This window comes from Actinotignum urinale DSM 15805, from assembly GCF_000420445.1.
Lineage (GTDB): Bacteria > Actinomycetota > Actinomycetes > Actinomycetales > Actinomycetaceae > Actinotignum > Actinotignum urinale.
This window is the reverse complement of record NZ_ATUY01000002.1, coordinates 232,675-256,474: the sequence shown is the minus strand read 5'-3', so window position 1 is coordinate 256,474 and position 23,800 is coordinate 232,675. Positions and strand designations below refer to the sequence as shown.

The window sequence follows — 23,800 nt, the reverse complement described above, 5'->3', positions numbered from 1 at the left end:
CTTCGCTACAACAATCACATATCTTGAACGTTTTGACACTCAGCTCCTCAACCGAATCTCACACACGCTCCCACACCGGAAACCTTATCCGAACATCACATACTCCCCCATACTCCCGCACACAATCGATACATAGTGTAGAGATCATCCACATGCGATATTTCACGTGCTGAATGCATGGAAAGAAGCGGAATTCCCACATCGACTGTTGGTATTCCTAGACGAGTTGCCGTGAGTGGCCCCGTGGTTGTTCCGCAGGGAATAGCATTATTAGACACGAAAGATTGCAGTTTCGCTCCGGCAGATTGAGCAAATTTTCGTAGCATAGCGATGCCGTAAGCATCAGATGCATATCGTTGAAGTGCATTTATTTTAATGAGTACGCCTTCGCCAGCTACCGGAGGGTGATCCGGATCATAATGTTCGGGATAATTAGGGTTGAGTGAATGCCCAGTATCAGCGCTCACACACAATGAACGCGCACAAATCCGTTCATAGGCTTCCTCCCCTTGCGACCACAAGCCAATAATGCGCCGTAATATGCTTTCCAAAAATGGGCCACATGCACCCGAGGATGTTCCTGAACCGACCTCCTCATGGTCAAAAGCTACGAAAAGAGGAATAGCTGTGTCCATTATCGCCGTTGTCCCCTCGGCTAGCGAACGTGCACAATCCTCCATGGCACGCATGCTTGCAAAAACGGAAACTAGATTATCTTGGCGTCCAGAGGAAAAATATGATCCATTAACATGAGGTGGCTCCACACAGTATGAATGCAAATCATGCCCGGCAATATCTGAGGCACGCAAACCATCTACCTTGATTTCTGAAGCATTACTCCCCTGAACGCCTACCGGCCGAGCACTGCCGGCGATAAGATCCCAAAAATCTTCGCTCCTCGTGTACACGGGATGAATATCTTTTTGACGATTGATCTCTAGTTTGTCTCTATTTCCCCCAATAAGATGGGGCGCAAGCTGAGGAAGAACCATGCATGCCGGCGTTTTTACCAAATGCACATTCCCATCCATGTCCACAACACGCCCGGCAATCCCCATATCCCGATTCAACCAAGAATTGAGAAGCGGACCGCCATACACCTCAACATCAACCTGCGTGAAAGCCCCGTGGAACGAAACACCTTCCGGTTTCACCTTGAGACACGGTGAATCCGTATGGGATCCGATAATCCGCAGAGTCGCCCGGGAGGCATCCATTTTTTCTTCAGGCAACATGAAGGCAATAACAGCGCCTCCACGAATAACGTAAAACCCGCCACCTCGCACACTCTCTAACCAGGAATCCTCTTCCCGTAGACGTGTGAAACCACACGCATCTAACCTTGACGCAATGCGCGAAACTGCATGATACGACGTCGGCGAAGCCTCAATAAAGCCCGCAAAATCTGCAACATATTCCCTCTGAGTAACCATGAATTCAGTTTATCAAGGGGGTCCCTCATTATTTTTCGTGCGAACTTTTCGCCATCACGCGAACATAACGCACGTCCTCCGTCGTCGTGTATATATCATAAAAACAACGCGGAAAGAACCCCAAACCACACATGTCTCTCATATGGCATCCGAAAAACCCTCACAAACTTGCATACACAGGCATAATGCGTAGAATTCTTCCATGAGCAAACTTCACGAGGTCTCTTCCTCCTCGCGCGGTGCAGATGAAAAAAAGAAACCTCATAGCTCTCACGAGGCGACTTCTCATCCCCGCTCCATGAAGCGAAATGCACTCCTCGGGCTCGCGGCCCTCGGTGTTGTTTTCGGAGATATTGGCACCAGCCCGCTCTATGTTCTTCGGGCTGTTTTTACCGTACATGACGGGGCCGTCGCGCTTAACGAGAGCAATATTTACGGCGTCATATCCCTTATTATTTGGGTCCTTATTATTATCGTCACAGGCAAATACGTTTTAAACGTTCTGCGCGCCGATTACGACGGCGAAGGCGGAATTAGCGCCATGGTGACCCTCGTGCGTTCCCGGCTTAAAGCGCGCCCGAAAACTTCCACCTATCTTATTTATGTCGGCATGTTTGGTGCGGCGCTATTTTTTGGCGACAGTGTGATTACACCGGCAATTTCCGTCCTCTCCGCAATTGAGGGAACCCTCGTGGCAATGCCGGATTTGTCTCAATCTTTCGTTGTTCCCGTCGCCCTGGGAATTCTTATTGCCTTGTTCTCCGCACAACGTTTCGGCACCGAAAAAGTGGGGCACGTTTTTGGGCCAATCATGGCATGTTGGTTTATTGTGTTGGCTGCCATCGGGATCCCTCATATTCTTCACAACCCCGCGATTATTCGAGCACTTTCGCCACAATACGCCATCGCTTTTATTGCCTATCACCCCTTCGTAGCTTTCGTTGCCCTAGGCGCCATTGTGCTTGCCGTGACCGGCGCGGAAGCCCTCTACGCGGATATTGCGCATTTCGGGCGCCAACCGATTACGGGTGCGTGGTTCGTTTTCGTTCTTCCCTCGCTGTGCATCAACTATCTTGGTCAGGGCGCTAACCTTTTAGCGGATATGAACAATGTGCGCGACCCCTTCTTCACCATGGTTCCCCAATCGTATGCTTTAGCGTTGACATTATTGGCGACGGTAGCCACCGTTATTGCCGCGCAGGCTGTTATTGCGGGATCGTATTCTGTTGCTCGCCAGGTCTCCCGCCTCGGGTATCTTCCGCATCTTACGGTTCGCCACACATCCGCACGCGAATCGACGCAGGTTTATTTACCTGGTGTGAACACTCTACTTATGGTTGCGGTGTCCTGCGTGATCATTATTTTCCAGGATTCTGAGCGGTTGTCCTCTGCTTACGGTTTGGCTGTCTCTACCGATTTCCTTCTTACGACGATGCTCCTCATTACCGTTACGCATCTTGTATGGCGTTGGAAACCCGTGTGGACAGTGCTCATGGGCGGAATTTTGCTCTGCATTGAAATACCGTTATTCGCCGCAAATTGCGCAAAAATTTTCACAGGTGGTTGGTTGCCACTTGTTATTGCGAGCGCCCTCATGATTGTGATGACAACATGGCGACGTGGAGAAAAAATTATTACTGCGAAACGCGCGGCAAATGAAGGTCCTCTTCAAGACTTCCTCTTCCTTCTTGAAAAACAACCGCCTCGACGTATTCCAGGAACCGCGATTTACCCGCATTCCCTTATCAATACGGCACCGTTTGCGCTGAAAGTTAATACTAAAATCAACAGGGCACTTCACGACCATGTGATTATTTTGTCCCTGAAAACGGCGCCACGTCCCTATATTGCCCAGGAAGATCGTGTCAAAATTGAGCGACTTTCCACCCAGGGTGTCGTTCACTTTACCATTACCTACGGCTTTATGGATTCACGTAATGTTCCCGAGGATTTATTGTGGGCGCAGAAGGAATTCGGGCTCACAACATGGAAGCTCCATCAGGCAACCTGGATGCTCAGCCATATTGATGTGCAGGTAGCGAAAAAATCCAGGATGAGCACGTTGCGGACAAAACTTTTTGTGTTCCTCTCCAAGCTTTCTGCCTCCCCGCAATGGAATAAATCTCTGCCACGTTCTCGAACTTTGGAATTAGCGCGAACGGTTGCTATTTAGTAGCTCTTGGGTGAGTGAATAATCCGCAACTCTTTAATTTTTTCGAGCAAGATATGCGCGATATGGTAGCGATTAACTATGTGGGGTAGCCGGCTTCGGCTACCCCACATAGTTAATCGGCCAGTCGGCTAGCCCACATAGTGTGCGTTATTTACCGACGCGCCCGTGAATCGCTACAAGGGCAACGCGAAGTGCCGGCTCGAGGGAAGCCTCGGGATCCGCATAGAAGAACGGGGAGTGGTTGGCGGGCGGGTTTTCGCCGAACTTTTCAACCTGTTCGCTACCCATTCCACCATAGAGCCAGAACACACTGGGAACACCAATCGCATCACCCCAGTACACAAAATCTTCGGAAAAACCGAAGGATTCCTTAACAATATTCAAGGGCGCACATTCAGGAAGCCCGCCACTTCGCGAAAAACCAGATTGGCCATCCTCGTTGGCATGATTGGCAAAGACCTTTTCTGCTGCCTCAACCAGTTCACGGCGCAAACGTTCGGTTGCTTCGGGCTCATTCGTCGTCGCAACAACGTGACGAATACAGCGAATGAAGGGTTCAGGAGCTCCGCTCGCTTCTGCCTCCGCTCGGGCAATACGTGCAATCCCGTCTCCAATAATCTTCCCGGTTTCCTCGTCCCTAAAACGGGTATTAATAAGCAATTGAGCCGAATCGGGAATAATGTTATCCGCTGTACCTGCAACAAACTTCCCCACCGTCACAACCGCGTTTTTATCGGGATTCGTCATGCGGGCAACGATGGTTTGGAGTCGCATCACAACGGAGGCACCCAAAACGACCGGGTCAATTGCGGTGTGGGGCTGGGAGCCGTGTCCGCCACGCCCACGCATAATAATTTCGTAGCCCTCGCTCCCCGGAAGCGCCCCACCTGGGTAAAGGCTCACCCATCCTGCCGGGCGAGGCACCACATGGGCGCCATACATGACCTCAGGATGTGGCATGCGATCCCACATTCCGTCCTTGATCATGAGGTGCGCACCTTCCGCACTCTCCTCGGCAGCCTGGGCGATAAACACAATCGTCCCGCTCCACAGCTGAGGATGCGCAGCAAAAGCACGAGCCGCCCCAAGGAACACAGCCATATGGGAATCATGCCCGCAGGCGTGCATCACACCTTCGTTTTCCGAGGCAAAGGGCAACCCGGTGTCCTCCTGGACCGGCAAACCATCCATATCCGCGCGGTACCCCACACAAGGCCCTTCCCCGTTTCGCATGACGCAGGCAAAACCAGGAGTACTTGCGCTCTCAACAAACTCAAGGGTGACCCCTGGCCCGCACTCCATATTTTCCAGCTTGGTGCGTAATCTTTTCGCTGTAGCAACCTCTTGAAGGGAGCGCTCGGGGAAACGGTGAAATTCTTTTTGCGCCTCGTGAAGGGTGCGTAGTTCTTCATCTGTTGGTAAAAGTTCGACGGGTAACATGATTCTCCTTCATCCTTCTATAGTTTAGCTGTCACCTGGAAAAGTGAAGAGAATTCTCGGCGTTCTTCACACCATTTGCCAGCGCGTCGTCGAAAATATGCCTTCTGCGCACCCCAATAAAACGTAACATAACAGAATCGTTATATTCGCATTTTTCCCAGGTTTCACATAACTAGCTTGGGTAGTATATATATAAAAGGTCAGACAGGAGGTGCGCCATGTATCGCAATATTTTTTGGGATTTAGGCGGAACCATGGTGGATACATATCCTCAATTGGACACTATGCTGGCTGGCGTCGTGAAAAAATCAGGATACAACGTCCTTGATCTCAATGTTGCGCAGTTAACTCGCGTCTCCACAAAACATGCAATCAATGTTCTCAGCGAACGTTTCGGAATCCCTGAAGAAGAGTTCCGCACAGCAGAGCGCGCCCTCAAACACTGTTGGGAAACGAATCCACCCTGGCCCATGCCCGGCATCACGGACATTCTTGACCGCGTCAAAAGCGTCGGTGGTTTAAACCTTGTCGTGACGAATAGAGATAGGAAAAGTGCGGAAGCGTTGTTGCGTGGTTTAGGTCTTGATGTTGACGATATTGTATGTCCCGAGGACGGATTCCCGCGCAAACCAGATTCGGCAATGCACCTCTATTTCCTGGACAAGTATGGTCTTGAGCTGTCGGAATGTCTCGCGGTCGGGGATCGATCCATTGATATTAACGTTGCTCACGCCGTGGGAATGGATGTAGCTCTTTTAGAAACACCGGGAGTGCCCATGGACGCTCCTGATGCGGATATTCACATTCAGGCGCTTGCCCAGCTTCTCCGTCTAATCGGCTAAGTTCTTTTTTCAGGGCTTGTGGCAAGTTCTTTCCTCAGGGCTTGCAGATTATTCCGATTATCGTCGCCAATATTCTCTTACAAAAATCCTGGGCCATTAACACCCGCTTGTGGCTTATTCGTCAACGAACTGAATAAGGTAAGATTTCATACATAGTATTTCTTGGGAGAAGGTTTATGCAGGGAACGTGCTTAATTACAGGTGGAGCTGGTTTTATTGGTTGCGCATTGAGCCATTTGCTTGTGGGAAAATTTGACAGAATTGTTGCGGTGGATAACCTACATCCCCAAGTTCACGCCAAACCCGTTCGCCCTATCGGCTTACATCCTCATGTGGAGCTCGTTATCGGAGATGTTGCGAACAACGCCATGTGGGATTCTCTGTTGAAGGACACGAAACCCACCGTTGTGATTCATTTGGCTGCAGAAACGGGAACTTCTCAGTCGCTCCTTGAAGCCACGCGCCATGCAACGGTAAATGTTATCGGCACAACCCAAATGACGGATGCTTTTGCGCGCCACGATACTATCCCGGAAAAGATTATCCTTCCCTCGTCTCGCGCAGTATATGGCGAAGGTCGCTGGCAGGATGAGAACGGAGAATTCGTCTACCCGGGTATGCGTACCCACGAAATGCTGGTGAATGGCGAGTGGGATTTCAAGAATTTACATCCAACAGCTCAGGAAGCATCAACCGTTACCGCTAATCCAGCCAATGTTTACGCGGCCACCAAGTTGGCTCAGGAAAACCTGCTTGCTTCTTGGTGCGGTTCGATGGGAAGCGAATGCGTCACGTTCCGCCTCCAAAACGTCTACGGTGTTGGTCAGTCCCTCACAAATCCCTACACCGGGATTATCTCCATGTTTGTGCGTTGGGCCAAAGCTGGGAAAACCATTCCCGTGTACGAAGATGGCAATATTATCCGTGATTTTGTGTATATTTCAGATGTCGCTGAGGCAATTGTTGCCGGCGTCCTTCACGGGCATGCCACTCCTCACGCCTACGATGTAGGAACGGGCGTTCAAACAAGCGTTATGGATGTAGCACGTATTGCAACCACCACCTACGGCGCCCCAGAACCACAGATAACCGGGCAGTTCCGTGAAGGAGATATTCGCGCCGGTTGGGCAGATATTTCCCGCACGACGAAGGATCTGGGATGGGAACCTCGCGTGTCTCTTCAGGAAGGAATGCGTTTGCTCACCACCTGGTTGGATGAGGGTGGGCAGATTTAGTCCCGCGCTTGGCTATCTGGAAAAATCGCCAAACAACACTAGACCTTTAACGTGTGTCTTCCCCTGAATAATGTACGGGAGGGCACACGTTTTTCCTGATACCTTTATCCAAAATACCCTTCGATAGTCAACAACTCGCGTTTCATCTCCACTCCCCCGCCATAGTTGCCGAGGTTTCCACCGCTTCGAATAATGCGATGGCAAGGTAAAAATATGGGGAGAAGATTCGAGGCACACCCCATTCCCGCAGCGCGCACAGCTTTAGGATTCCCTGCGAGGCCTGCTATATCCTTGTACGTGGCGGTTTTCACATACGGCACGTGAGAGAGCGACAATTGAGCGCGGTGCGTGAAGTTCAGATAATCCTTGGCTACGAGGGCAAATTCGTAAGCGTCCTCAGGAAGAAGATGCTTCGCTTGTTCGACGATATCCGCGTATTGCGCCACCTGTTCCTTATTCGTCGCCCCTGTGGGGACGCGAAGAAACTGATGGACATCAAGGGGAACCGTGAAGATTCGGCGTTTTCCAGTGAAGTATTCGGCTATTTGTGTTTGTGCCGTGTGAAGGATTGTTCCTGCATTGAGTTTCTTCTGTGAAAGGTTTATGTATTCACTGGGGGTGGCGGAGCCACTCTGTTCAGTAATACTGTATTCGACGGATAAATCCTTCTGCTGCGCACAACCTTCTTCACTTCTAAGGGGCTCGGCCCCGTTATCCGAGGTGATATTAACAGGCGTTAATGAACCTGGAAATACAGGGTTCCCGCAGTGGTTTCTAGTCGGAAGATGAACATGCACAATGCCCGTGTCAGACGCGCACAACCCTATTTTCCCCCACGGGGATTGGACACTTCCCTTGAGAACACAACCTTCCATAATTTAACGATAGACGATGAGATGTAGTGTTGCGTACCCCTTTCGTCGTAACGAAGATTTGCAACTATGATGCTACTTGGCCTTTGTCCCGCCTACCTTTGCAATCCCTGCGAAAACGCCTTTCATCACATAGCGATGGACATGGAAAAGAACGTATCCACAGACACCTGTGAGTACACAAATATTTCCGAACGCAAAGTATTTAGCCGCAGTTCCATATGTTGTGATGGGAGAAAGACTGAACATCACCATAATAATGACGTGGTGAACGAGGAAAATCGCGTAGGAATATTTGGACACCCACGCAATAACTTTGCGGATTGGTTGCCTGTCAAGAAATTCTGCTAGAACGGCGAGTATCACAAATGCCGCAATACCAACAAAGGTTGTGGCAACATCTTCCGGTATTTGTGGAAGAAGTGAGGAAGCAATAAGAATTCCTAATGCGGGGACTACGGCCCATACCGGGAGCTTTTTCCAGTATTGCGCCATATAGATTCCAAAGAACAGTTCAATAATCCTGACCGGCAAGAAAATCGCGGGTGCTACGTAATGGGTTCCTGAATACCACCAGAAAAGGAAACCTCCCCAAATGGCGACTCCAACTATTGCCGTTATCCACGGGAATCGTTGAACTCCCCAGAGCATAATCGGGAAAAAGAAGTAGAAGATGACAATAAAGCCGAGGAACCATTCACCCAATAAGTACATGTTCGGCAGGCCAAGATTTGCGACCATACCGTCCACACCGAGAATACTGAAGATTACCGACCATTTTGGTTGCCCGTTGGCTAGTGGCCGCAGGTGTAAAGCAAACAGTGTGAAGGCTCCAACAATGTAAGCAATCCAAAACATAGGGTAGATTCCCATGAACCTGCGGTAAAAATAGTGGCGCAGATTCATTCTTTTCCCGTATGTTACCGTGAGGGCCGAGGCCGAAATAATGAGGAAGAGGGAAACCCCCAAATTGCCCACAAAGATATTGAACGGGTTATTGAATAGTAACCAGCCACCGTTTGAAAAAAACGGATTGTTGAAATGTGTGAGGACAATGAGGAAGACACTGAGAGCGCGAATAAAATCAAGGTAAAACAGTCTTTTTCTTTTCGGTTTAACCGTAGTTTCATTGACTTTACTCACGGAATTTTGTTCATTCTTCCCTGATATGCTCTCTCCATTCATATGAATTACTATCTCCTGATTTTACGGTAAAGCTGACGTAATTGATTGTATGCGGAACTCGGTAAAACCTTACGCAAAACCCGAACAGGAAGCCGTCCAGCAGCAATATTATTCATGGGTAGTTGCCAGGTGCGAAGAATATTCTGCGTGTAGTAATCAAGATTTGTTAGTTCCAAACGGCTAAACTCGTCTGAAAAGCAATATGCCGAGAAGTAACCTTCGGACTGAGGGACATAAGCATAAGCACGTTCAATAGCGTGAAGAATGGTTCCGTCTGTATTATTTGGTTCTGGCGGAAAATCTTCATATGTCCAGCCATAATCATACAGTGGTTTCAATGCTTCTGGACGGAACCAGAACATAGTTCCAAGCGGAGCGACTGGTTCCTTGCTATTCGTTAACGGAACATTGGCACCTAGTTTTTTGAGCAGTTTCTGCGTATTGTAAAAATTCGGACCCCAGCTTGACATGATGTACACAGGGAAATATTCTCCGTGGTTCGGAGCTGTAGGGAACATCATGCCCAGGCGTGGTTCTTCATCAAACTTATTAATAAGATTTTCCACATATTCTTTTGTCGGGAAAAGATTATCAAAACATTTACGTGCGAACCCTTCCCCAACGGATCCCTGACTAAGCTGAGTTACCTTTTTATCATGAGCAAAGCACACAAGATCATAATCATTAATAATATCTTTTACACCAACCAAGAGAGCTGAAACATCACGCCCCCTATTCTCAATCTGACGGACAATAACATTATAGGGAAGCCCTTCCGTTGCCCGCCTCACCTGGCGTTCTTTTTCTTCACCTCCCACCGTGAAAATAACATCCGTCCCCTCCGGCATGGAGGTAACATATTTCAGGAGATCCTTCAAAAGATCCATATAATACACATGCAAAATCAACGCAACACGATTATTCTTCCGCTTTAGTGCTGGAGGATTCAGCGCTTTTGTCGGAAAAATATACGTGAGTTTCATGTTACGCACAAGATCCATTAAGTTCGATGTACGCAACAGATTGTCCCAGATAAGATTCACATCGTAATCGGTGTGGTCACGTAAATATTCATATAAATCCATCGGTGCCGAACCTATAGATTGCATCAGCACATCACGATAATCATGGAAGAACGTTCGACGCTTAAAAATAGGACAGCGCTTATCACGAATAAGCTGAACTGGCGCAAACAACACGGGATGACGGTTATAGCTTTCAACATCCTCAGTATTCACATAGACATCCGACACGAAACCAAGATCCTCAAAACGCTTCGTGAACGGAACTTCATGCCTAGCAACAGAATCTGTGTAATCTTTTATTTCCGGCAGGTTCTCCCAGTACTCCTGGAAAACAGACGACGTAATTAAAGAACGTCGATAAGCATGAAAATGCGATTGAATATGACGAGGAACAAAACCTTCCGGAGTTTTACCGAACAAATCCACGTCAATCTTGTGAAACCAAGTAATACCCCAGAAATCTGTATCCCTGCTATCCATCTCGGCAAACATTTCCTTGAACGGATATACCGGCCCCATAATAGTGGCGTTAAAAAGAACAACCTCATCAAACGAGCTCAACTTATCCCATCCGGCATCTAATAATGCCGTACGATACGCCCAAGCATCCAAACCTTCATTCTCACGAACAATCAGTTTGTCCGCCCAGGACTCAAACTTCGCTCGCCCTGCATCGTTTAGCTTTCCATTGACAACGATGCACAGTTCGTCCAAGTTCTTTTTCATATCCAGAACCAAGGTATCTACGTAACCATCCACGACACCATCACCGTCGTAGAAAAAGAAAATTCCAAAACGTTTCGGATTCTCGAGCATCTTCATAATTTAATCCTTTATCACGAGTGTTCTAGAGTCATTCGAGAGGCGTGTAGATAAGACTACTTTTCTGTAGCCAAAATATGATTGATTTTGGTTGCATCTCCCCAGGTTCCTGGAGAATCGTAGGGACGATCCGGGAACGCTCCATATTCAAGAGAAATCTTAAGGTTGTTTTCCTTAATATACGCTTCAACCCTATCTGCAAGAGACATCGGCTTACCCGTGCAAGCATTGATTGTGCCGGTCACCTCCGTTTGAAGAGCAGTTGCACCAATCTGGTGCGCCAGTTCATCTACCGTAATGAAATCGTAGAGATTCTTTCCTTGCGTAAAGGGGAATGTTGTTTTCCCTTCATTGGCAGCAACCAAAAGCTTGGAGAAAATGGAGTTTCCTCGGACATCGTCGCCCGTAATGTAGTAGGCGCGAACCCACTGGAGAATCGCGTTATTCTGACGCGCAACTAATTCACTGAATTGGCGCAACGCATTTTTGGAAATACCGTAGAGTGAGGCCGGATTGCATGGAGAGTTTTCGTCTATAGCACCTTCCCAATAGCCAACCTCATGCATTGTTCCCATAACAACAACCTGCGGGCATCCGCCTTTGTAGAGGTTTTCAATAAAATGCATGTGGTCTGCAAGGTAATCAATATGTGCCGGAGAATTATGCTTAAAGCCATCACGCCACGCCATATGAATGACAACATCCGGGCGCCCAAGCTGATCGTAAATATCCTCATTGCCAGAAAAAATATCTGCGGAAACTACCTGTGCGCGAGGATCTACTCCGTCGACCTTAAAATCAACAACCGTTACATTTACACCTTTATCTGCAAGATATGAAACCACATGGCGCCCAATATAGCCACCAGCACCCGTCACCAATACAGTTTTCACATTTTTCACCATAGGCAAATATTAACACACTATAAAATCACTCATTTCATAATGTAAAACTCTTCATAAACGCCCAAGTTCACGCTCCTGATTTACAACATGTTTTACGCGTACATTCATTAGCGACGCGTTCCTTCAGACATTAAACATACATACTCGTAGACGCGCACTAAACGCAGGCACTTAGAATAACTGTAGTATTATTGTCGTTAATGCCACATAGTAATTCGCACAGGCGTCGATTACTCGCAAAGGAGCAAAATGTCTGAAAATAAAGATAGTTTAGTTACTATTATACTGCGTACGAAAGATCGCCCTGTTTTGCTGAAACGTGCCCTACGCTCCGTGGCGATGCAGACATTCAACGATTACACTCTTGTGGTTGTTAACGACAACGGCGACGAATCCGTCGTGAAATCTCTCATTAGTGAGCAACCCGAAGCTTTTCAGGAACGAGTTCTATTTATTAATACAGGGGGGAACACCACCCGCGAAGGAGTTTTAGCTTTTGGTTTAGAAGCTCACCACGCTCCATTTTTTGCTATTCACGACGATGATGACACCTGGGAACCAGAATTCTTAGAAAAAACAACCGCTTTCATGAGGGAACATCCAGATTACGCCGGGGTTTCAACACGAACAGATGTGATATTTGAAGAAGTTAACGGGGAGCAAATCCGTGAGATAGATAGAAAAATATTGGCTACTGATAAAAGATCAATTTCCCTTCTTGATAGTGCGATAGAAAATTATTGCCCCACTATTTCCCAACTAATCCGCAGGGATATTGCTGATCAAATTGGACATTGGAGAACAAACTTCCCGGTACAAGCTGACTGGGATTTCAATATTCGTGTCTTGGCAAGCAAACCAATAGGTTTCATTGATGCCCTCCTTGCACATTGGCACCAACGTGAAAGTGCCACCGGCTCCATGGCGAACTCCGTATTTTCTGAACAAAACGAACACCGCGATATTAACCGGCAAATTCGTGAAGAATATCTACGTGCTGATTTAAATGAAAACGCGAAATATCCTGGTCTAGGCCTTCTGCTGGCAGAAGCGTATTATCACCGGGAAACCATGGAAAATATCACTTTATTGCGCGAACAAATTGCCTCCGTTCAGCAAAGCCTCTACCATGAAATAAAAGAAACAGCGCGTCAAGTACAACTCCTACACCAACAGTTAGATGGTTTGCGTAATCAAATATCCCAACTCGCACAAATTACAGAAAACAATAGACCTTTATATCGGCGCGCCCTTGACCGTCATCGCAGAATGAAAGGCTAAGCCGTGAACTGCTCCTAAAAAGGGTGGACTAGGGAATCATTCACCTACTGACAGGAAGGACAGTTCATACTTTCCGCATTCTCGAACAAAGGGGTGCTTGTTGTTACGAGATCTTATTGATAGTTTTACCACGCCCGGAGTTACAAAAGGGTGGCTTGAGTTTGGTAGTTTAGGACGGTCATTGAAGCGATGGAATCCAACCCCTTACCCAAAGCTCTCATCTAGTTTTCCATATATTGTTTCCGCCCCATTGGCGTTAAGAATATATCTGCCCTACACATTAAACCTAAATTCGACCACGTCCCCATCCTGCATAACGTAGTCTTTGCCTTCCATGCGAAGCTTGCCAGCTTCTTTCGCGGCATTCACGGAGCCGTACTCCATAAGATCCTCGAAACTCACGACTTCCGCCATAATAAATCCGCGCTGGAAATCTGTGTGAATCACGCCGGCGGCCTGCGGAGCGGTGTCGCCCTTATGAATTGTCCAGGCACGCGCCTCCTTGGGGCCCGCCGTCAAATAGGTTTGCAAGCCGAGCGTGTCGAAGCCGACGCGCGCAAGCTGATCCAGTCCGGATTCTTCCTGCCCGGTTTCTTCGAGCAGTTCGGCTGCTTCCTCCGGCTCTAATTCAACAAGTTCTGCCTCGAATTTTGCGTCGAGGAAAATTGCCTGCGCGGGAGCCACGAAGTCCCGCAACGTGGCTTGCATGTCTTTGTCCACCAGCCCTTCGTCGTCCGTGTTAAACACATAAATGAAGGGTTTTGTTGTCATGAGCTGGAAGCTTTTAATGATTTTTTCTTCAAATTCTCCGGCGTGATTGGAGAGAACTTCCCCGGCTTCAAGGAGATCCACGGCTTTTTTCGCCACGTCCAACACTTCGGGATCGGTTTTCTTCCCGCGGACTTCTTTTTCGAGGCGCGGTATAGCTTTTTCCAGGGTTTGTAGGTCCGCAAGGATTAGTTCCGTTGTCACGGTTTCGATGTCGTCCTTTGGGTCGACGCGGCCGTCGACGTGCACAACATCCGGGTCCGCAAATGCGCGCGTGACCATGCAAATCGCGTCTGCCTCACGAATATTGGCAAGAAATTGGTTGCCAAGCCCTTCGCCTTGGGATGCGCCTCGTACAATCCCCGCAATATCAACGAAAGAAACTGTTGCGGGAAGAATCTTTTGAGACCCAAAAATCTCTGCGAGCTTATTCAATCGTTCATCCGGTAGCGGAACGACCCCCACATTCGGTTCAATCGTGGCAAAGGGATAGTTGGCAGCCAGCACGGTTGCACGGGTTAAAGCGTTAAAAAGCGTGGACTTACCGACGTTTGGGAGTCCTGCGATACCAATTGTTAAAGACACGTCCTTAATTGTACCGAGTTCGTCGTTTTTTATCTCCTGTAGCGCGTATTCTCGGGGTTCTTCGCATCGTGAATTATTTTTTACGACGACGGATGCCCGGAAAACATATACCATTCTGCGCAGTTTTTGATTTTTCGCGGATGTAAGGACATGTGCTTGCCGTATTTTCGTTGGCGCAATATGACGCGAGACAAAAACCCTTTTCTTTCGTCACTTTTTCGTAGCGCATCCTCCTGGGTGAAGGTTAATCGTGCTTCTCTCGGTGAAATTGAGTGAAGTTTGCGTGAAATATATTGGGATTCTCTAATAAGGGCATTTTCTACAGCGTCGTGAAGTTCGAGCAAAAAATAGTGAGGGACCCCCATGGTTATATTGGGGTATGACTATTTCACTGCTTTCATGTGTTGTTTTCGCCCTCGCATTTGTTGTGGGTGGAGTTCTTGGCGTGGTTTTCGGGCGTCTTTCTGGGCAGAGGTGCGCGCAGAATAATGTGCGTGGTTGGGAGAAGGAGATTGCGGATCTTCAGGCTCAGCTTGCATCGGAGCGAACTCGTTCTTCTATGTTGGAGGATTATGCCACGCATATGGAGGAAGAGACGCGCGATGATAATAATGTGTTGCGCGCGCTTGGCCCTATCCAACAGTCTTTACAAACGATGGATAATCTTGTTCGCCATGTTGAGAAACAGCAGGCGGCTCAACGCGCTCAGCTCAATGAACAGTTCGCGAACGCAACCCGCATTCAGGAACAGTTAGCGAAGGAAACGTCGTCTTTACGGGGCGCGCTAACCGGGCATAGTTCCCGCGGCATGTGGGGAGAAATGAAACTTCAACGTATTGTTGAGGTTGCCGGTATGACGAAACATGTTGATTTTGATACCCAGGTGTCAACTGTTTCGGGGAGCAGGCCAGACATGGTGATTCATCTTCCAGGAAACTGCCATATTGCGGTTGATTCAAAAGTTCCCTTATCTGCACTTCTTGCTCTACAAGATCTATCCAATACGGATAGCAATGTTACATATTTGCGTAGCCAAACAGATGAGCCGAGAGAAATCCGTTCGCAACGCCAAGCCCTTCTGAAACAGCACACGCAAGATATGAGGGCACATATTAGAGAACTTGGAAAAAGAAATTATCCAGCACTCTTCCCTGGCTCCCCACATTTCACCCTCATGTTCCTTCCTGCCGAGTCCCTGCTGTCTTTAGCATTGGAAGAAGATTCCACTCTTCTCGAGTATGCATATTCTTATGGTGTTGCGCTTGTTTCTCCCACCTCTCTACTAGCCATATTGCGGTCGTTTACGTCGGTATGGTCCACAGCTTCCGCAACAGAAGATGCAAAGAAAGTTGTGGAACTTGGGAAAACACTCGTGTCTCGTTTAGAGTCATTTATGAAACATATGGAAACTTTAGGTAAAAGTTTAAGTTCCGGGGTCAATAGCTACAATAAAGCCCTAGGATCCTTAGAAACAAGAGTTTTTGCCACAGCACGGAACTTGTCTTCTTTGGAGTGCTCTCTCGAAACACCCGCCCCTATTGAGGCTTCTCTTCGGATAGTAAATACACCCCAACAAGATGAAACGCCCTAATATTTCACCACAACCAACCTCCATGTCGAAGTTATTCCGCAGTTTCGCCAGTTTCGCCCGTTCTGTCAGCCCACTACCTACGTTCTCTCAGCCCAGGATGCTTATTTTTCACTCGTAGGGAACCGACAGCCGACAGCCGACAGCCGACAGCCGATCAATACCCTCGCTCTGTCTGGAAATAAACCCAATATCTCACTCTCAACACACCACAGATGAAAGAAACATGGCAAGATGGAAGTTATGCCGACACGTGTACCAGTCCCTCCTCATCTACCCCAGATGGCTCACCAGACGTCACCTGAGCATCCGTGGCCTTTGCGATTGCTTTCTGCAAAAGTGCGCGAATATGTTGAGGCAATGTCACGCCTCTGGGTTGAAGGTGAAGTGATGACACTTCAACGCCGTCCGGGAGCCAAAGTCCAGTTTTTAACGTTACGAGACACGGAAGAACAGGTCTCGATGACGGTGAAAATCATGAGCCATCTTCTTCCTCCCACGGTGTCGTCAGGTTCACGCATAGTTGTATGGGCAAAACCGGATTTTTATCCCGGCAATGGTTCACTGTCCTTATGGGCACAAGAAATTCGTCCCGTCGGAACAGGTGATATTCTCGCACGAATCGAAGCCTTAAAAGCTCGCTTACAAGCCGAAGGGCTTTTCGCACCCGAACGTAAAAAACCACTCCCCTTCCTTCCGCGCTCCATCGGACTCATTGTTGGACGCAACACCAAGGCAAAAGAGGACGTGATTGTTAACGCCACATTACGGTGGCCAGGCGTGCATTTCACAATCCGTGAAGTTCAAGTTCAAGGAACAGCCGCGGTATCCCAAATGATTCCGGCGCTTCAAGAACTCGATTCCCTCCCCTATGTTGATGTCATTATTCTTGCCCGAGGTGGGGGATCCGTTGAGGATCTCCTTCCCTTTTCAGAAGAACCGCTCCTTCGAGCTATTGCAGCAACCAACACGCCAGTCGTATCAGCCATTGGGCACGAAGGAGATAATCCCATTTCTGATTATGTCGCCGATCTTCGCGCATCTACCCCCACCGATGCGGCGAAAAAAGTCGTTCCAGATATGCGCGAAGAACTCGCACTCATTACAACGTCACTCGAACGTATGCGTCGCGCACTTGCTTCCCGTATAGCCCGCGAACAAACCACATTATCGGCTCTTACAAGCCACCCCGTCCTCGCAAATCCCCAAACCATGGTGAATATGCGCAGGCAGGATTTGGAATCCTTACGTTTATGGATGCACACACATATGCGACGCGCACTATCGCAAGAAACAGCTAGCCTTCATTCTTCACTCTCGCAGCTACGTGCGCTCTCTCCCAAAGCAACACTCGAACGTGGATATTCCATCCTTCTGGATTCATCCCGCCACGTACTTTCCGATTCACGCCACACACACATCGGTGAGAGCCTCACAGCCGTACTTGCACGCGGTACATTAGAACTTGAAACGAAAGGACTTACTCATGGCTGATACACAACACCGCCACGAACACGAAGAGGATCTTCACGCGAAAATTGCCAAACTCAGCTATGAAGATGCACGCGCACGGCTCGTCGATATCGTTACCCGCCTCGAACAAGGCTCCATTCCCCTTGAAGAATCCCTGCGCCTGTGGGAAATAGGAGAAGCACTAGGAAAACACTGCCAGGCATGGCTAGACGGTGTTGCCCAGAGGATTAACGATGCCGAAAACGGTGAAACATCGGCATCAACCACAAACATTGCGGGAAATACCGCACAAAACCACGAACCCACAAGCAATGGCGCACAAAACAACACACCCGCAAGCAATACCGCACACCCTGTGAGCAACCGAACCACACAACCCAACGATAACAACCCCGCACAACCCAACGATAACAACCCCGCACAAACAGACCACAGTCACAATCAACAGCCACAGCCTAACCAGGACACGCACCCCCACAAAGGCCAATCCTCCACACAGCGTTCAACTACACAAGAAGATAAGATTTCCGCACTTCAACAAGCCGTCAACAATGTCCGCTCCGAAGATATTCCCGCAGTTACACTTCCCGCCACCCACACGAAACCGGCAAATGTCGAACTTGAAACATCCGCTGAAGATAACGGGGAGGATTTCAACCCGGAAGATGAAGAAACGACGGCGCTAGACACCACTCCACTCACTGTCCACCCGGAGGATTTCGAATGAGCGTAGTTATCCTTGGAGAAGCAGGCGGATATAAACAAGCATCCGGGTGGGCACCCTACCGGATGCTTGAGAGCGCTGCATATATTACCACCGTCGGACGCGAAGTTTTCTTCATCACAACCCCCCTAACGAACACCTTCCCTCAGGAAACATCTGTGTATGCAAGCTCACACCACATCGATATGACCTACTCGGATATAGAACATATTTCCACGCTCACAACCGAAACCTTTATAGCAGCCGTCACTAACCTCATCATTGAGAGCCTTTACCACCCACGAACGGTCGTTTTTGGAGGAAAAACCTGCCATAATCCCCTCCTCACACCGCAGCTCGCCAAAAAACTACGAGACATTCGACAATATTCGACGCTTGTATATGTTCCAGCCATGGAAGAATACAGCCTGTTAGACAACGCCAACTCAACGCCACCGGACAATATGCGTAAACATTCTGAATCCCTCGTCGAAATATCCGATATTGTCATTGCGACCAGCGAAGATATTCGCATGCTTTATGGCTTCGACGCAGCGGAAAGAAACTTCACCAATATTTCCGACTACTGGCTCGGCTTAGGAGCATCACTTATTTTCTTCCTGCTCGCGGACGGATCCACACTCGTTTTTACCAAAGCCGGTGAATCCCTACGCCTTCCGTCATTAGACGAAGATGAAACGCACGGCACTGATACAAACACACCTGCTTTTCTCACAGCATGCATTGATGGGCTCGACAGGGTGAGCCTTCTCGGCGGAAAAGCACGCGAATCCTTGGAAAATATTTCCACCTCAAATGTTTTCAGCGTCTCTTCGCTAGCAACAGCGACCCGTTCCCTAATGAACAAAACCCCCGGAAGGAAACGGCCCATAACACGCATCGAAATGATGGATGCCTTCTTGGAATATCAAAGCTACAACAATATTTTGTAACCCCACAGGGAAGGCGATAAAGCAAGCGCCAAGGCAAACAACAAGGCAAACAAACTCGCCCAAACGGGCGCACTCACGGGAACCAGGCCACGCAAAAGCGCGGACTAAAAAACCACGTGCGCGAACAAAAGCGCGGACTAAAAACCGCTACTCTACACGAAAATGCTCCGGGATTAAGCGCCTTTGCGCCTATCTCGAAGCGTAAAATCACGCAGAGCACGCAGAAAATCCACACGCCGGAACGCCGGCCAATATGTTTCACAAAAATAAAGTTCTGTGTGAACAGACTGCCAGAGCATGAAACCGCTCATCCGTTGCTCACCCGAAGTGCGAATAACCAAGTCGGGATCCGGCTGTCCTCGCGTATATAAATGGTTCCCGATATCCTCCAAACTGAAATCCTGGGCAACCTGTTCGAGTGTTTTACCCGCCTCAGCCTGCTCATGCAAATACGCCTGCACCGCATCCGTTATTTCCTGACGCCCGCCATACATTACCGCAATATTCACATGAAGTTTGCTACTCCCGCCCTCCTCAGGCTTCGGCGACCCGTGTGCTTGAGCAGATTCGGGTGAGGAATTCATTAACGTTGATTGCGTTGATACAGCGTGACGCAGACGCCCAGCATAATCGCCTGGAAGCATATCCAAATTCCCGACGATAGACATCTCCCACTCGTGAACGCTCGCCAAGTTCTCCACCGTCGTCGCTATAATCTCCAAAAGAGGTTCCAACTCTTCTTTCGCGCGTTTCACGTTATCGGTACTCAACAACCACAACGTAACTAATTCGATACCAGATTCGCTACACCATCCGAGAAAATCCGTAATTTTTTCCGCACCACGCGCATGTCCGTACGTCGCAGAACGCCCAATTTCCTTCGCCCACCGACGATTCCCGTCGAGCATCACCGCAACATGTCTCGGCATACGCGTACCCTTGAGCTGACGTTGTAAACGAGACTCGTACATTCTATATAGCCACGACGGTCCAGACATTCAACCTCCTCATATCTCACACCAGTTTACCCAGAAAACATGACGGTTAATGTATTAAACTACAGACTAGAATGTATCTCAATCACCATGAGGTTTCATAGGAAAGCAATGTCAGCCACAACCACACTACATACGATAATTCAGCGTCGAAAGAATTTCCTCGCATCGCTCCCCAAACCGGCAGCGCGAGGTTGGCAACATGCGGTTATTGCCCCACTCGCCCTAGCCAATATGATTGTTCAAAGTATTTTTGCGCCAATATCTGGCATCCTCGCCGGTGTCATTATTTTCGGCATCTGTAGCGTTGTGCTTTTCGGCAATTCTGCCGTATATCATCTCAACTCGTGGCGCCCGCGCGTCGAACGAATTTTACGAAAATTCGACCACTCCAATATCTACCTCCTTATTGCGGGAACCTACACGCCCATATCTATTGCTCTCATGCCACGCTCAACATGCATTCTTGTTCTCAGCATTATCTGGATTGGTGCGACGGGCGGGATTCTGCTTGCAAACATCTGGCCGGATGCCCCGCGTTGGCTGTCAACACCGATTTATATTGCCTTAGGATGGGTTGCCGTCTGGTTCGTCCCCGTGATTTGGGCAAATGGTGGCCCTGCGGTTGTGTGGCTTATTTTCGCTGGCGGTTTGTGCTATACATTGGGCGCTCTCGCCTATGGTTTCCGCTGGCCTAACCCCTGGCCGCGCGTCTGGGGATTCCACGAGTTCTTCCACACCGGCACGCTTGGAGGATTTATCTGCCACGCCATTGCCGTATGGTTGGCAATGTTCGCAGTTTAGTAGCACAAGTCAGCCACACGTAGAAAGGGACGGACACACTACGTTCGCAATGTTCGCGGTTTAATAACGCAAGTCATCAGGGTGGGCGTGTACGCACATGAGACGACGTTCCGTATCCATAACTCCCCTTAAGCCATCCACAATAAATCCCTATGTTACTCCAGCAAACGCTGATATACTTTCCCTATCCAGAATGCCCAATGGGCATAATTTTTTATGTTTGAGGACGCCCCCGGGTGCCACCCGAGCGTCCTTATTTTCGTCCTGGCGTGTAAGGAAAATCCCTGAACGCCAGGTTTTGTCTAGTAAAAACAGGTTTTGTCTAGTAAAAAGGAGCATCATGGCTGAAGAAAAAAAGACATGGTTGTCACCCGAAACTTACGAAAAGCTTCGCGGCGAACTTGAACATATGAAAACTGTTCAACGTGAGGATATTAGGAAAAAAATTGAACAGGCGCGTTCCGAAGGGGATTTGCGCGAAAACGGCGGTTACCATGCGGCACGCGAAGAACAATCTAAGCTGGAAGGTCGAATCCTGGAGCTTACGCACCTGTTGGAAAACGCAGACGTTTCCGCACCTCCTAAGGGCGACGTCGTTGCCTCCGGTTGCGTGATTACCGCTAAAATACGCGGGGTGGAAGAAACATTCCTGCTCGGTGCGCGCGAAGCATCCAACCTCGTCGACCTAGAAATTTATCCCGAAAGCGCTCCGCTCGGTGTGGCTATCATGGGCTTGAAGAAAGGCGACACCACAACATTCAAAAACCGTATGGGGCGCCCTGTTAAGGTTGAGATTATCGACATTAAGCCGTTTGAGGGCTAATCGTTATGGCAAACCTGCCTCCGCTCCCCGGGCGCGCGCACTACCCCGGTAGCGGAAATCCCCCCGGTCACGCGCAGCACATTAACCCGAACCCCGCGCCTCACGTCGTCCTCGGGACAAGCGTCCTTGCGGATCCGGCACCGGGCGAAGAACTTATATATCTTGCAATGGGGTGCTTCTGGGGTGCGGAAAAACTCATGTGGGAATTGCGTGCCCGCTTCCCCAACGCCGTTATTGAAAATCCCCTCAGCAATAGACGCGAGAAGTATTTTGGTTGCCATCTGGCCTGTACGATACTGTAAGGTATGAACGTCATCCATTTGTGAGCCTTATCCCGGCTCATCCATCACAATAAGGAGAAGACATGGATCAAAAACTTCCTGAAGTTCTCGGTGACTTTGGTAAAAAACCCGTCCTTAACTGGCCGGAAACAGAGGCGCCTAGCGGGCTTGTTGTTGAAGTATTACATGAAGGAAATGGGCCGGTTATTCAGGCCGGTCGTCAAATTCAGGTTGACTACCATGGCGAAATCTGGGGTGGGCGTAAGTTTGATTCCAGTTTTGACCGCGGAAATCCCGCAGTATTCGGAATCGGTGTTGGCCAGGTTATTCAGGGATGGGATCGCTCAATCCCAGGGAAAACAGTAGGTTCCCGTCTGCTTATTTCGATTCCGCCGGCAATGGGTTACGGCAAGCGTGGCGTTCCGCAGGCAGGAATCGGCGGAACAGATACACTCGTTTTCGTCGTCGATATTTTGAAGCAGTTCTAAATACTCCGTAGCTAGTCGCTAGCAACGATACGTAATAAAAATACATGGGGTGGGGGCGCAACTTTTAAGTTGCGCCCCCACCCCTATAAAATCCGTGACCGTCAGTACAACCGACACGTCACATTCATCTCGATTTTAATCACGCATCGCATTCGCAATAAGAACGACAACGCGAAGAACTTCGATGTAAATCCATAGAACCGTCATAACGATACCGAAACCAACTGTCCATGAGAATGACTTCGGTGCTCGATTTTCAACTGCCAGCTGAGCTGTTTCCAAATCCATAATAAGAATGTAGGCGGCCACGAGGATTATACCCAGCCCTAAAATCAGACCAAGGGTTAAATTACCACCAAAACCGCGGAGATTTGGCCCGCCGAAAGCGGAGATAATCAGGTTGATAATTCCGAAAATGACGTAGGCGAAAAGAATGGACATCGCGATTTTACGCCCGCGTGGTGTTGTGCGCACTCGCCCAGACATGTGCAGGAACACTGTAACGCCAACAACGATTGTTGTTCCCAAGATCGCCTGGAAGGCAACGCCGGGATAGAAATTATCAAAGAACTTGGTGATTGCGCCAAGCGCAACGCCTTGAAGAGCAGAATACGTTATGCTGATCCCCGGTCCAACGGACTGCTTAAAAGCACCAATCATGCCGACAATAAATGCCCCGATAGATGCCGGCAACATAACCGCCAGCGCTGTCTGCATGGGGACGAAAACCATAGTGATTGAACCAGCGATAATTGACACCGCAAGCAAGATGGCGGTTTTGACCATGGCATCGTCGTATGTCATTGAAGATTCGCTGGCTACCGGATAAGCATTGCTTTGTGCGTATGGAGAATCGTATCCCATACCCGGTTGCGTATTTTGATACCCAGAGTAAGGCGCGCCCTGCTGATAGGAAGAGCCAACGCGAGAATCGGTTGCCACATTTCCACCACCAAGGTACGAAGTATTTGGAGTAGTGGCACCCTTCTGGAAATAGGGGTTCTTACTCATAATTGGATTAGACAATATTCTTCCTCCTGTGAGACTCATACAGTCACAAGTAAACAGAGTTATGCTGTAATTTACCTGGAAAATGCCGATAAATCACATTTGTTACGGTACAGTA

At 48.8% G+C, this 23,800-nt stretch carries 22 protein-coding genes; 12 read left to right on the top strand and 10 right to left on the bottom strand.

Translation table 11 applies throughout. The features are described 5' to 3' along the window. Nucleotides 1-95 precede the first annotated feature (95 nt). Nucleotides 96-1,433 (bottom strand): M18 family aminopeptidase, encoded by a 1,338-nt coding sequence (locus G445_RS09370; RefSeq protein ID WP_022866047.1) that lies wholly within the window; start codon nucleotides 1,431-1,433, stop codon nucleotides 96-98. 202 nt (nucleotides 1,434-1,635) lie between these two features. Here G445_RS09370 and G445_RS0102775 point away from each other — a divergent pair, with 202 nt between their 5' ends. Then, nucleotides 1,636-3,606 (top strand): potassium transporter Kup, encoded by a 1,971-nt coding sequence (locus G445_RS0102775; protein ID WP_022866046.1) that lies wholly within the window; start codon nucleotides 1,636-1,638, stop codon nucleotides 3,604-3,606. 147 nt (nucleotides 3,607-3,753) lie between these two features. Here the strand turns inward: G445_RS0102775 and G445_RS0102770 are convergent, their stop codons facing one another. Continuing rightward, nucleotides 3,754-5,046, bottom strand: a complete 1,293-nt coding sequence (locus G445_RS0102770; protein ID WP_022866045.1) for an amidohydrolase — start codon at nucleotides 5,044-5,046, stop codon at nucleotides 3,754-3,756. Nucleotides 5,047-5,264: 218 nt separating this feature from the next. Between G445_RS0102770 and G445_RS0102765 the strand changes: the two genes are divergently transcribed. Continuing rightward, nucleotides 5,265-5,888: an HAD-IA family hydrolase gene (locus G445_RS0102765; protein WP_022866044.1), complete on the top strand. Its 624-nt coding sequence runs from the start codon at nucleotides 5,265-5,267 to the stop codon at nucleotides 5,886-5,888. 176 nt (nucleotides 5,889-6,064) lie between these two features. After that, a complete protein-coding gene (locus G445_RS0102760; protein ID WP_022866043.1) occupies nucleotides 6,065-7,123 on the top strand; it encodes an NAD-dependent epimerase/dehydratase family protein in 1,059 nt (352 codons plus the stop codon). Nucleotides 7,124-7,227: 104 nt separating this feature from the next. On the opposite strand, the gene G445_RS10740 is transcribed toward G445_RS0102760, so the two are convergent. The 4 genes from G445_RS10740 to G445_RS0102740 form a co-directional block, all read right to left on the bottom strand. Beyond that, nucleotides 7,228-7,998 (bottom strand): methylated-DNA--[protein]-cysteine S-methyltransferase, encoded by a 771-nt coding sequence (locus tag G445_RS10740; protein ID WP_022866042.1) that lies wholly within the window; start codon nucleotides 7,996-7,998, stop codon nucleotides 7,228-7,230. A gap of 72 nt (nucleotides 7,999-8,070) precedes the next feature. Continuing rightward, nucleotides 8,071-9,138, bottom strand: a complete 1,068-nt coding sequence (locus G445_RS09360) for an acyltransferase family protein (RefSeq protein ID WP_040430373.1) — start codon at nucleotides 9,136-9,138, stop codon at nucleotides 8,071-8,073. A gap of 50 nt (nucleotides 9,139-9,188) precedes the next feature. Then, nucleotides 9,189-11,027 (bottom strand): rhamnan synthesis F family protein, encoded by a 1,839-nt coding sequence (locus tag G445_RS0102745; RefSeq protein WP_022866040.1) that lies wholly within the window; start codon nucleotides 11,025-11,027, stop codon nucleotides 9,189-9,191. A gap of 56 nt (nucleotides 11,028-11,083) precedes the next feature. Then, nucleotides 11,084-11,932, bottom strand: a complete 849-nt coding sequence (locus tag G445_RS0102740; RefSeq protein WP_022866039.1) for an NAD-dependent epimerase/dehydratase family protein — start codon at nucleotides 11,930-11,932, stop codon at nucleotides 11,084-11,086. Nucleotides 11,933-12,181: 249 nt separating this feature from the next. Between G445_RS0102740 and G445_RS0102735 the strand changes: the two genes are divergently transcribed. Next, nucleotides 12,182-13,213, top strand: a complete 1,032-nt coding sequence (locus tag G445_RS0102735; protein ID WP_022866038.1) for a glycosyltransferase family 2 protein — start codon at nucleotides 12,182-12,184, stop codon at nucleotides 13,211-13,213. Between the two features lie 273 nt (nucleotides 13,214-13,486). Here the strand turns inward: G445_RS0102735 and ychF are convergent, their stop codons facing one another. Together ychF and G445_RS11445 are read right to left on the bottom strand one after the other, a co-directional pair. Continuing rightward, nucleotides 13,487-14,566, bottom strand: coding sequence for a redox-regulated ATPase YchF (ychF, locus tag G445_RS0102730; RefSeq protein WP_022866037.1), 1,080 nt, complete (start codon nucleotides 14,564-14,566; stop codon nucleotides 13,487-13,489). Between the two features lie 80 nt (nucleotides 14,567-14,646). Further along, a complete protein-coding gene (locus tag G445_RS11445; RefSeq protein WP_022866036.1) occupies nucleotides 14,647-14,931 on the bottom strand; it encodes a hypothetical protein in 285 nt (94 codons plus the stop codon). 14 nt (nucleotides 14,932-14,945) lie between these two features. Here G445_RS11445 and G445_RS09355 point away from each other — a divergent pair, with 14 nt between their 5' ends. The 4 genes from G445_RS09355 to G445_RS0102705 all read left to right on the top strand — a co-directional run bounded on the left by G445_RS09355 (nucleotide 14,946) and on the right by G445_RS0102705 (nucleotide 19,283). Continuing rightward, nucleotides 14,946-16,157 carry a DNA recombination protein RmuC gene (locus G445_RS09355; RefSeq protein ID WP_022866035.1) on the top strand — a complete coding sequence of 404 codons (1,212 nt, stop codon included), beginning with the start codon at nucleotides 14,946-14,948 and terminating at the stop codon, nucleotides 16,155-16,157. 279 nt (nucleotides 16,158-16,436) lie between these two features. Beyond that, the gene (gene xseA, locus G445_RS0102715; RefSeq protein WP_306718275.1) at nucleotides 16,437-17,648 is read left to right on the top strand and encodes an exodeoxyribonuclease VII large subunit; all 1,212 of its coding nucleotides are present in this window, start codon (nucleotides 16,437-16,439) and stop codon (nucleotides 17,646-17,648) included. Beyond that, entirely contained in the window at nucleotides 17,641-18,354 is a 714-nt protein-coding gene (locus G445_RS11110; RefSeq protein ID WP_022866033.1) for an exodeoxyribonuclease VII small subunit, read from the top strand. The genes xseA and G445_RS11110 overlap by 8 nt, the downstream gene beginning before the upstream one ends. Continuing rightward, nucleotides 18,351-19,283: a hypothetical protein gene (locus tag G445_RS0102705; protein ID WP_022866032.1), complete on the top strand. Its 933-nt coding sequence runs from the start codon at nucleotides 18,351-18,353 to the stop codon at nucleotides 19,281-19,283. The genes G445_RS11110 and G445_RS0102705 overlap by 4 nt, the downstream gene beginning before the upstream one ends. A gap of 173 nt (nucleotides 19,284-19,456) precedes the next feature. Here the strand turns inward: G445_RS0102705 and G445_RS0102700 are convergent, their stop codons facing one another. Further along, nucleotides 19,457-20,281 (bottom strand): undecaprenyl diphosphate synthase family protein, encoded by an 825-nt coding sequence (locus G445_RS0102700; protein ID WP_022866031.1) that lies wholly within the window; start codon nucleotides 20,279-20,281, stop codon nucleotides 19,457-19,459. 108 nt (nucleotides 20,282-20,389) lie between these two features. Here G445_RS0102700 and trhA point away from each other — a divergent pair, with 108 nt between their 5' ends. The 4 genes from trhA to G445_RS0102675 all read left to right on the top strand — a co-directional run bounded on the left by trhA (nucleotide 20,390) and on the right by G445_RS0102675 (nucleotide 22,674). Further along, nucleotides 20,390-21,082 (top strand): PAQR family membrane homeostasis protein TrhA, encoded by a 693-nt coding sequence (gene trhA, locus G445_RS0102695; RefSeq protein ID WP_022866030.1) that lies wholly within the window; start codon nucleotides 20,390-20,392, stop codon nucleotides 21,080-21,082. A 340-nt stretch (nucleotides 21,083-21,422) separates the two neighbouring features. Then, nucleotides 21,423-21,905: a GreA/GreB family elongation factor gene (locus G445_RS0102685; protein WP_022866029.1), complete on the top strand. Its 483-nt coding sequence runs from the start codon at nucleotides 21,423-21,425 to the stop codon at nucleotides 21,903-21,905. Between the two features lie 5 nt (nucleotides 21,906-21,910). Continuing rightward, nucleotides 21,911-22,207, top strand: coding sequence for a hypothetical protein (locus tag G445_RS11730; protein ID WP_022866028.1), 297 nt, complete (start codon nucleotides 21,911-21,913; stop codon nucleotides 22,205-22,207). A gap of 62 nt (nucleotides 22,208-22,269) precedes the next feature. Next, on the top strand, nucleotides 22,270-22,674 hold the full coding sequence (locus G445_RS0102675) for an FKBP-type peptidyl-prolyl cis-trans isomerase (RefSeq protein WP_022866027.1): 405 nt from the start codon (nucleotides 22,270-22,272) through the stop codon (nucleotides 22,672-22,674). Nucleotides 22,675-22,809: 135 nt separating this feature from the next. Here G445_RS0102675 and G445_RS0102670 read toward each other — a convergent pair whose 3' ends face one another. Next, nucleotides 22,810-23,685, bottom strand: coding sequence for a Bax inhibitor-1/YccA family protein (locus G445_RS0102670; protein WP_022866026.1), 876 nt, complete (start codon nucleotides 23,683-23,685; stop codon nucleotides 22,810-22,812). Nucleotides 23,686-23,800: the final 115 nt, after the last annotated feature.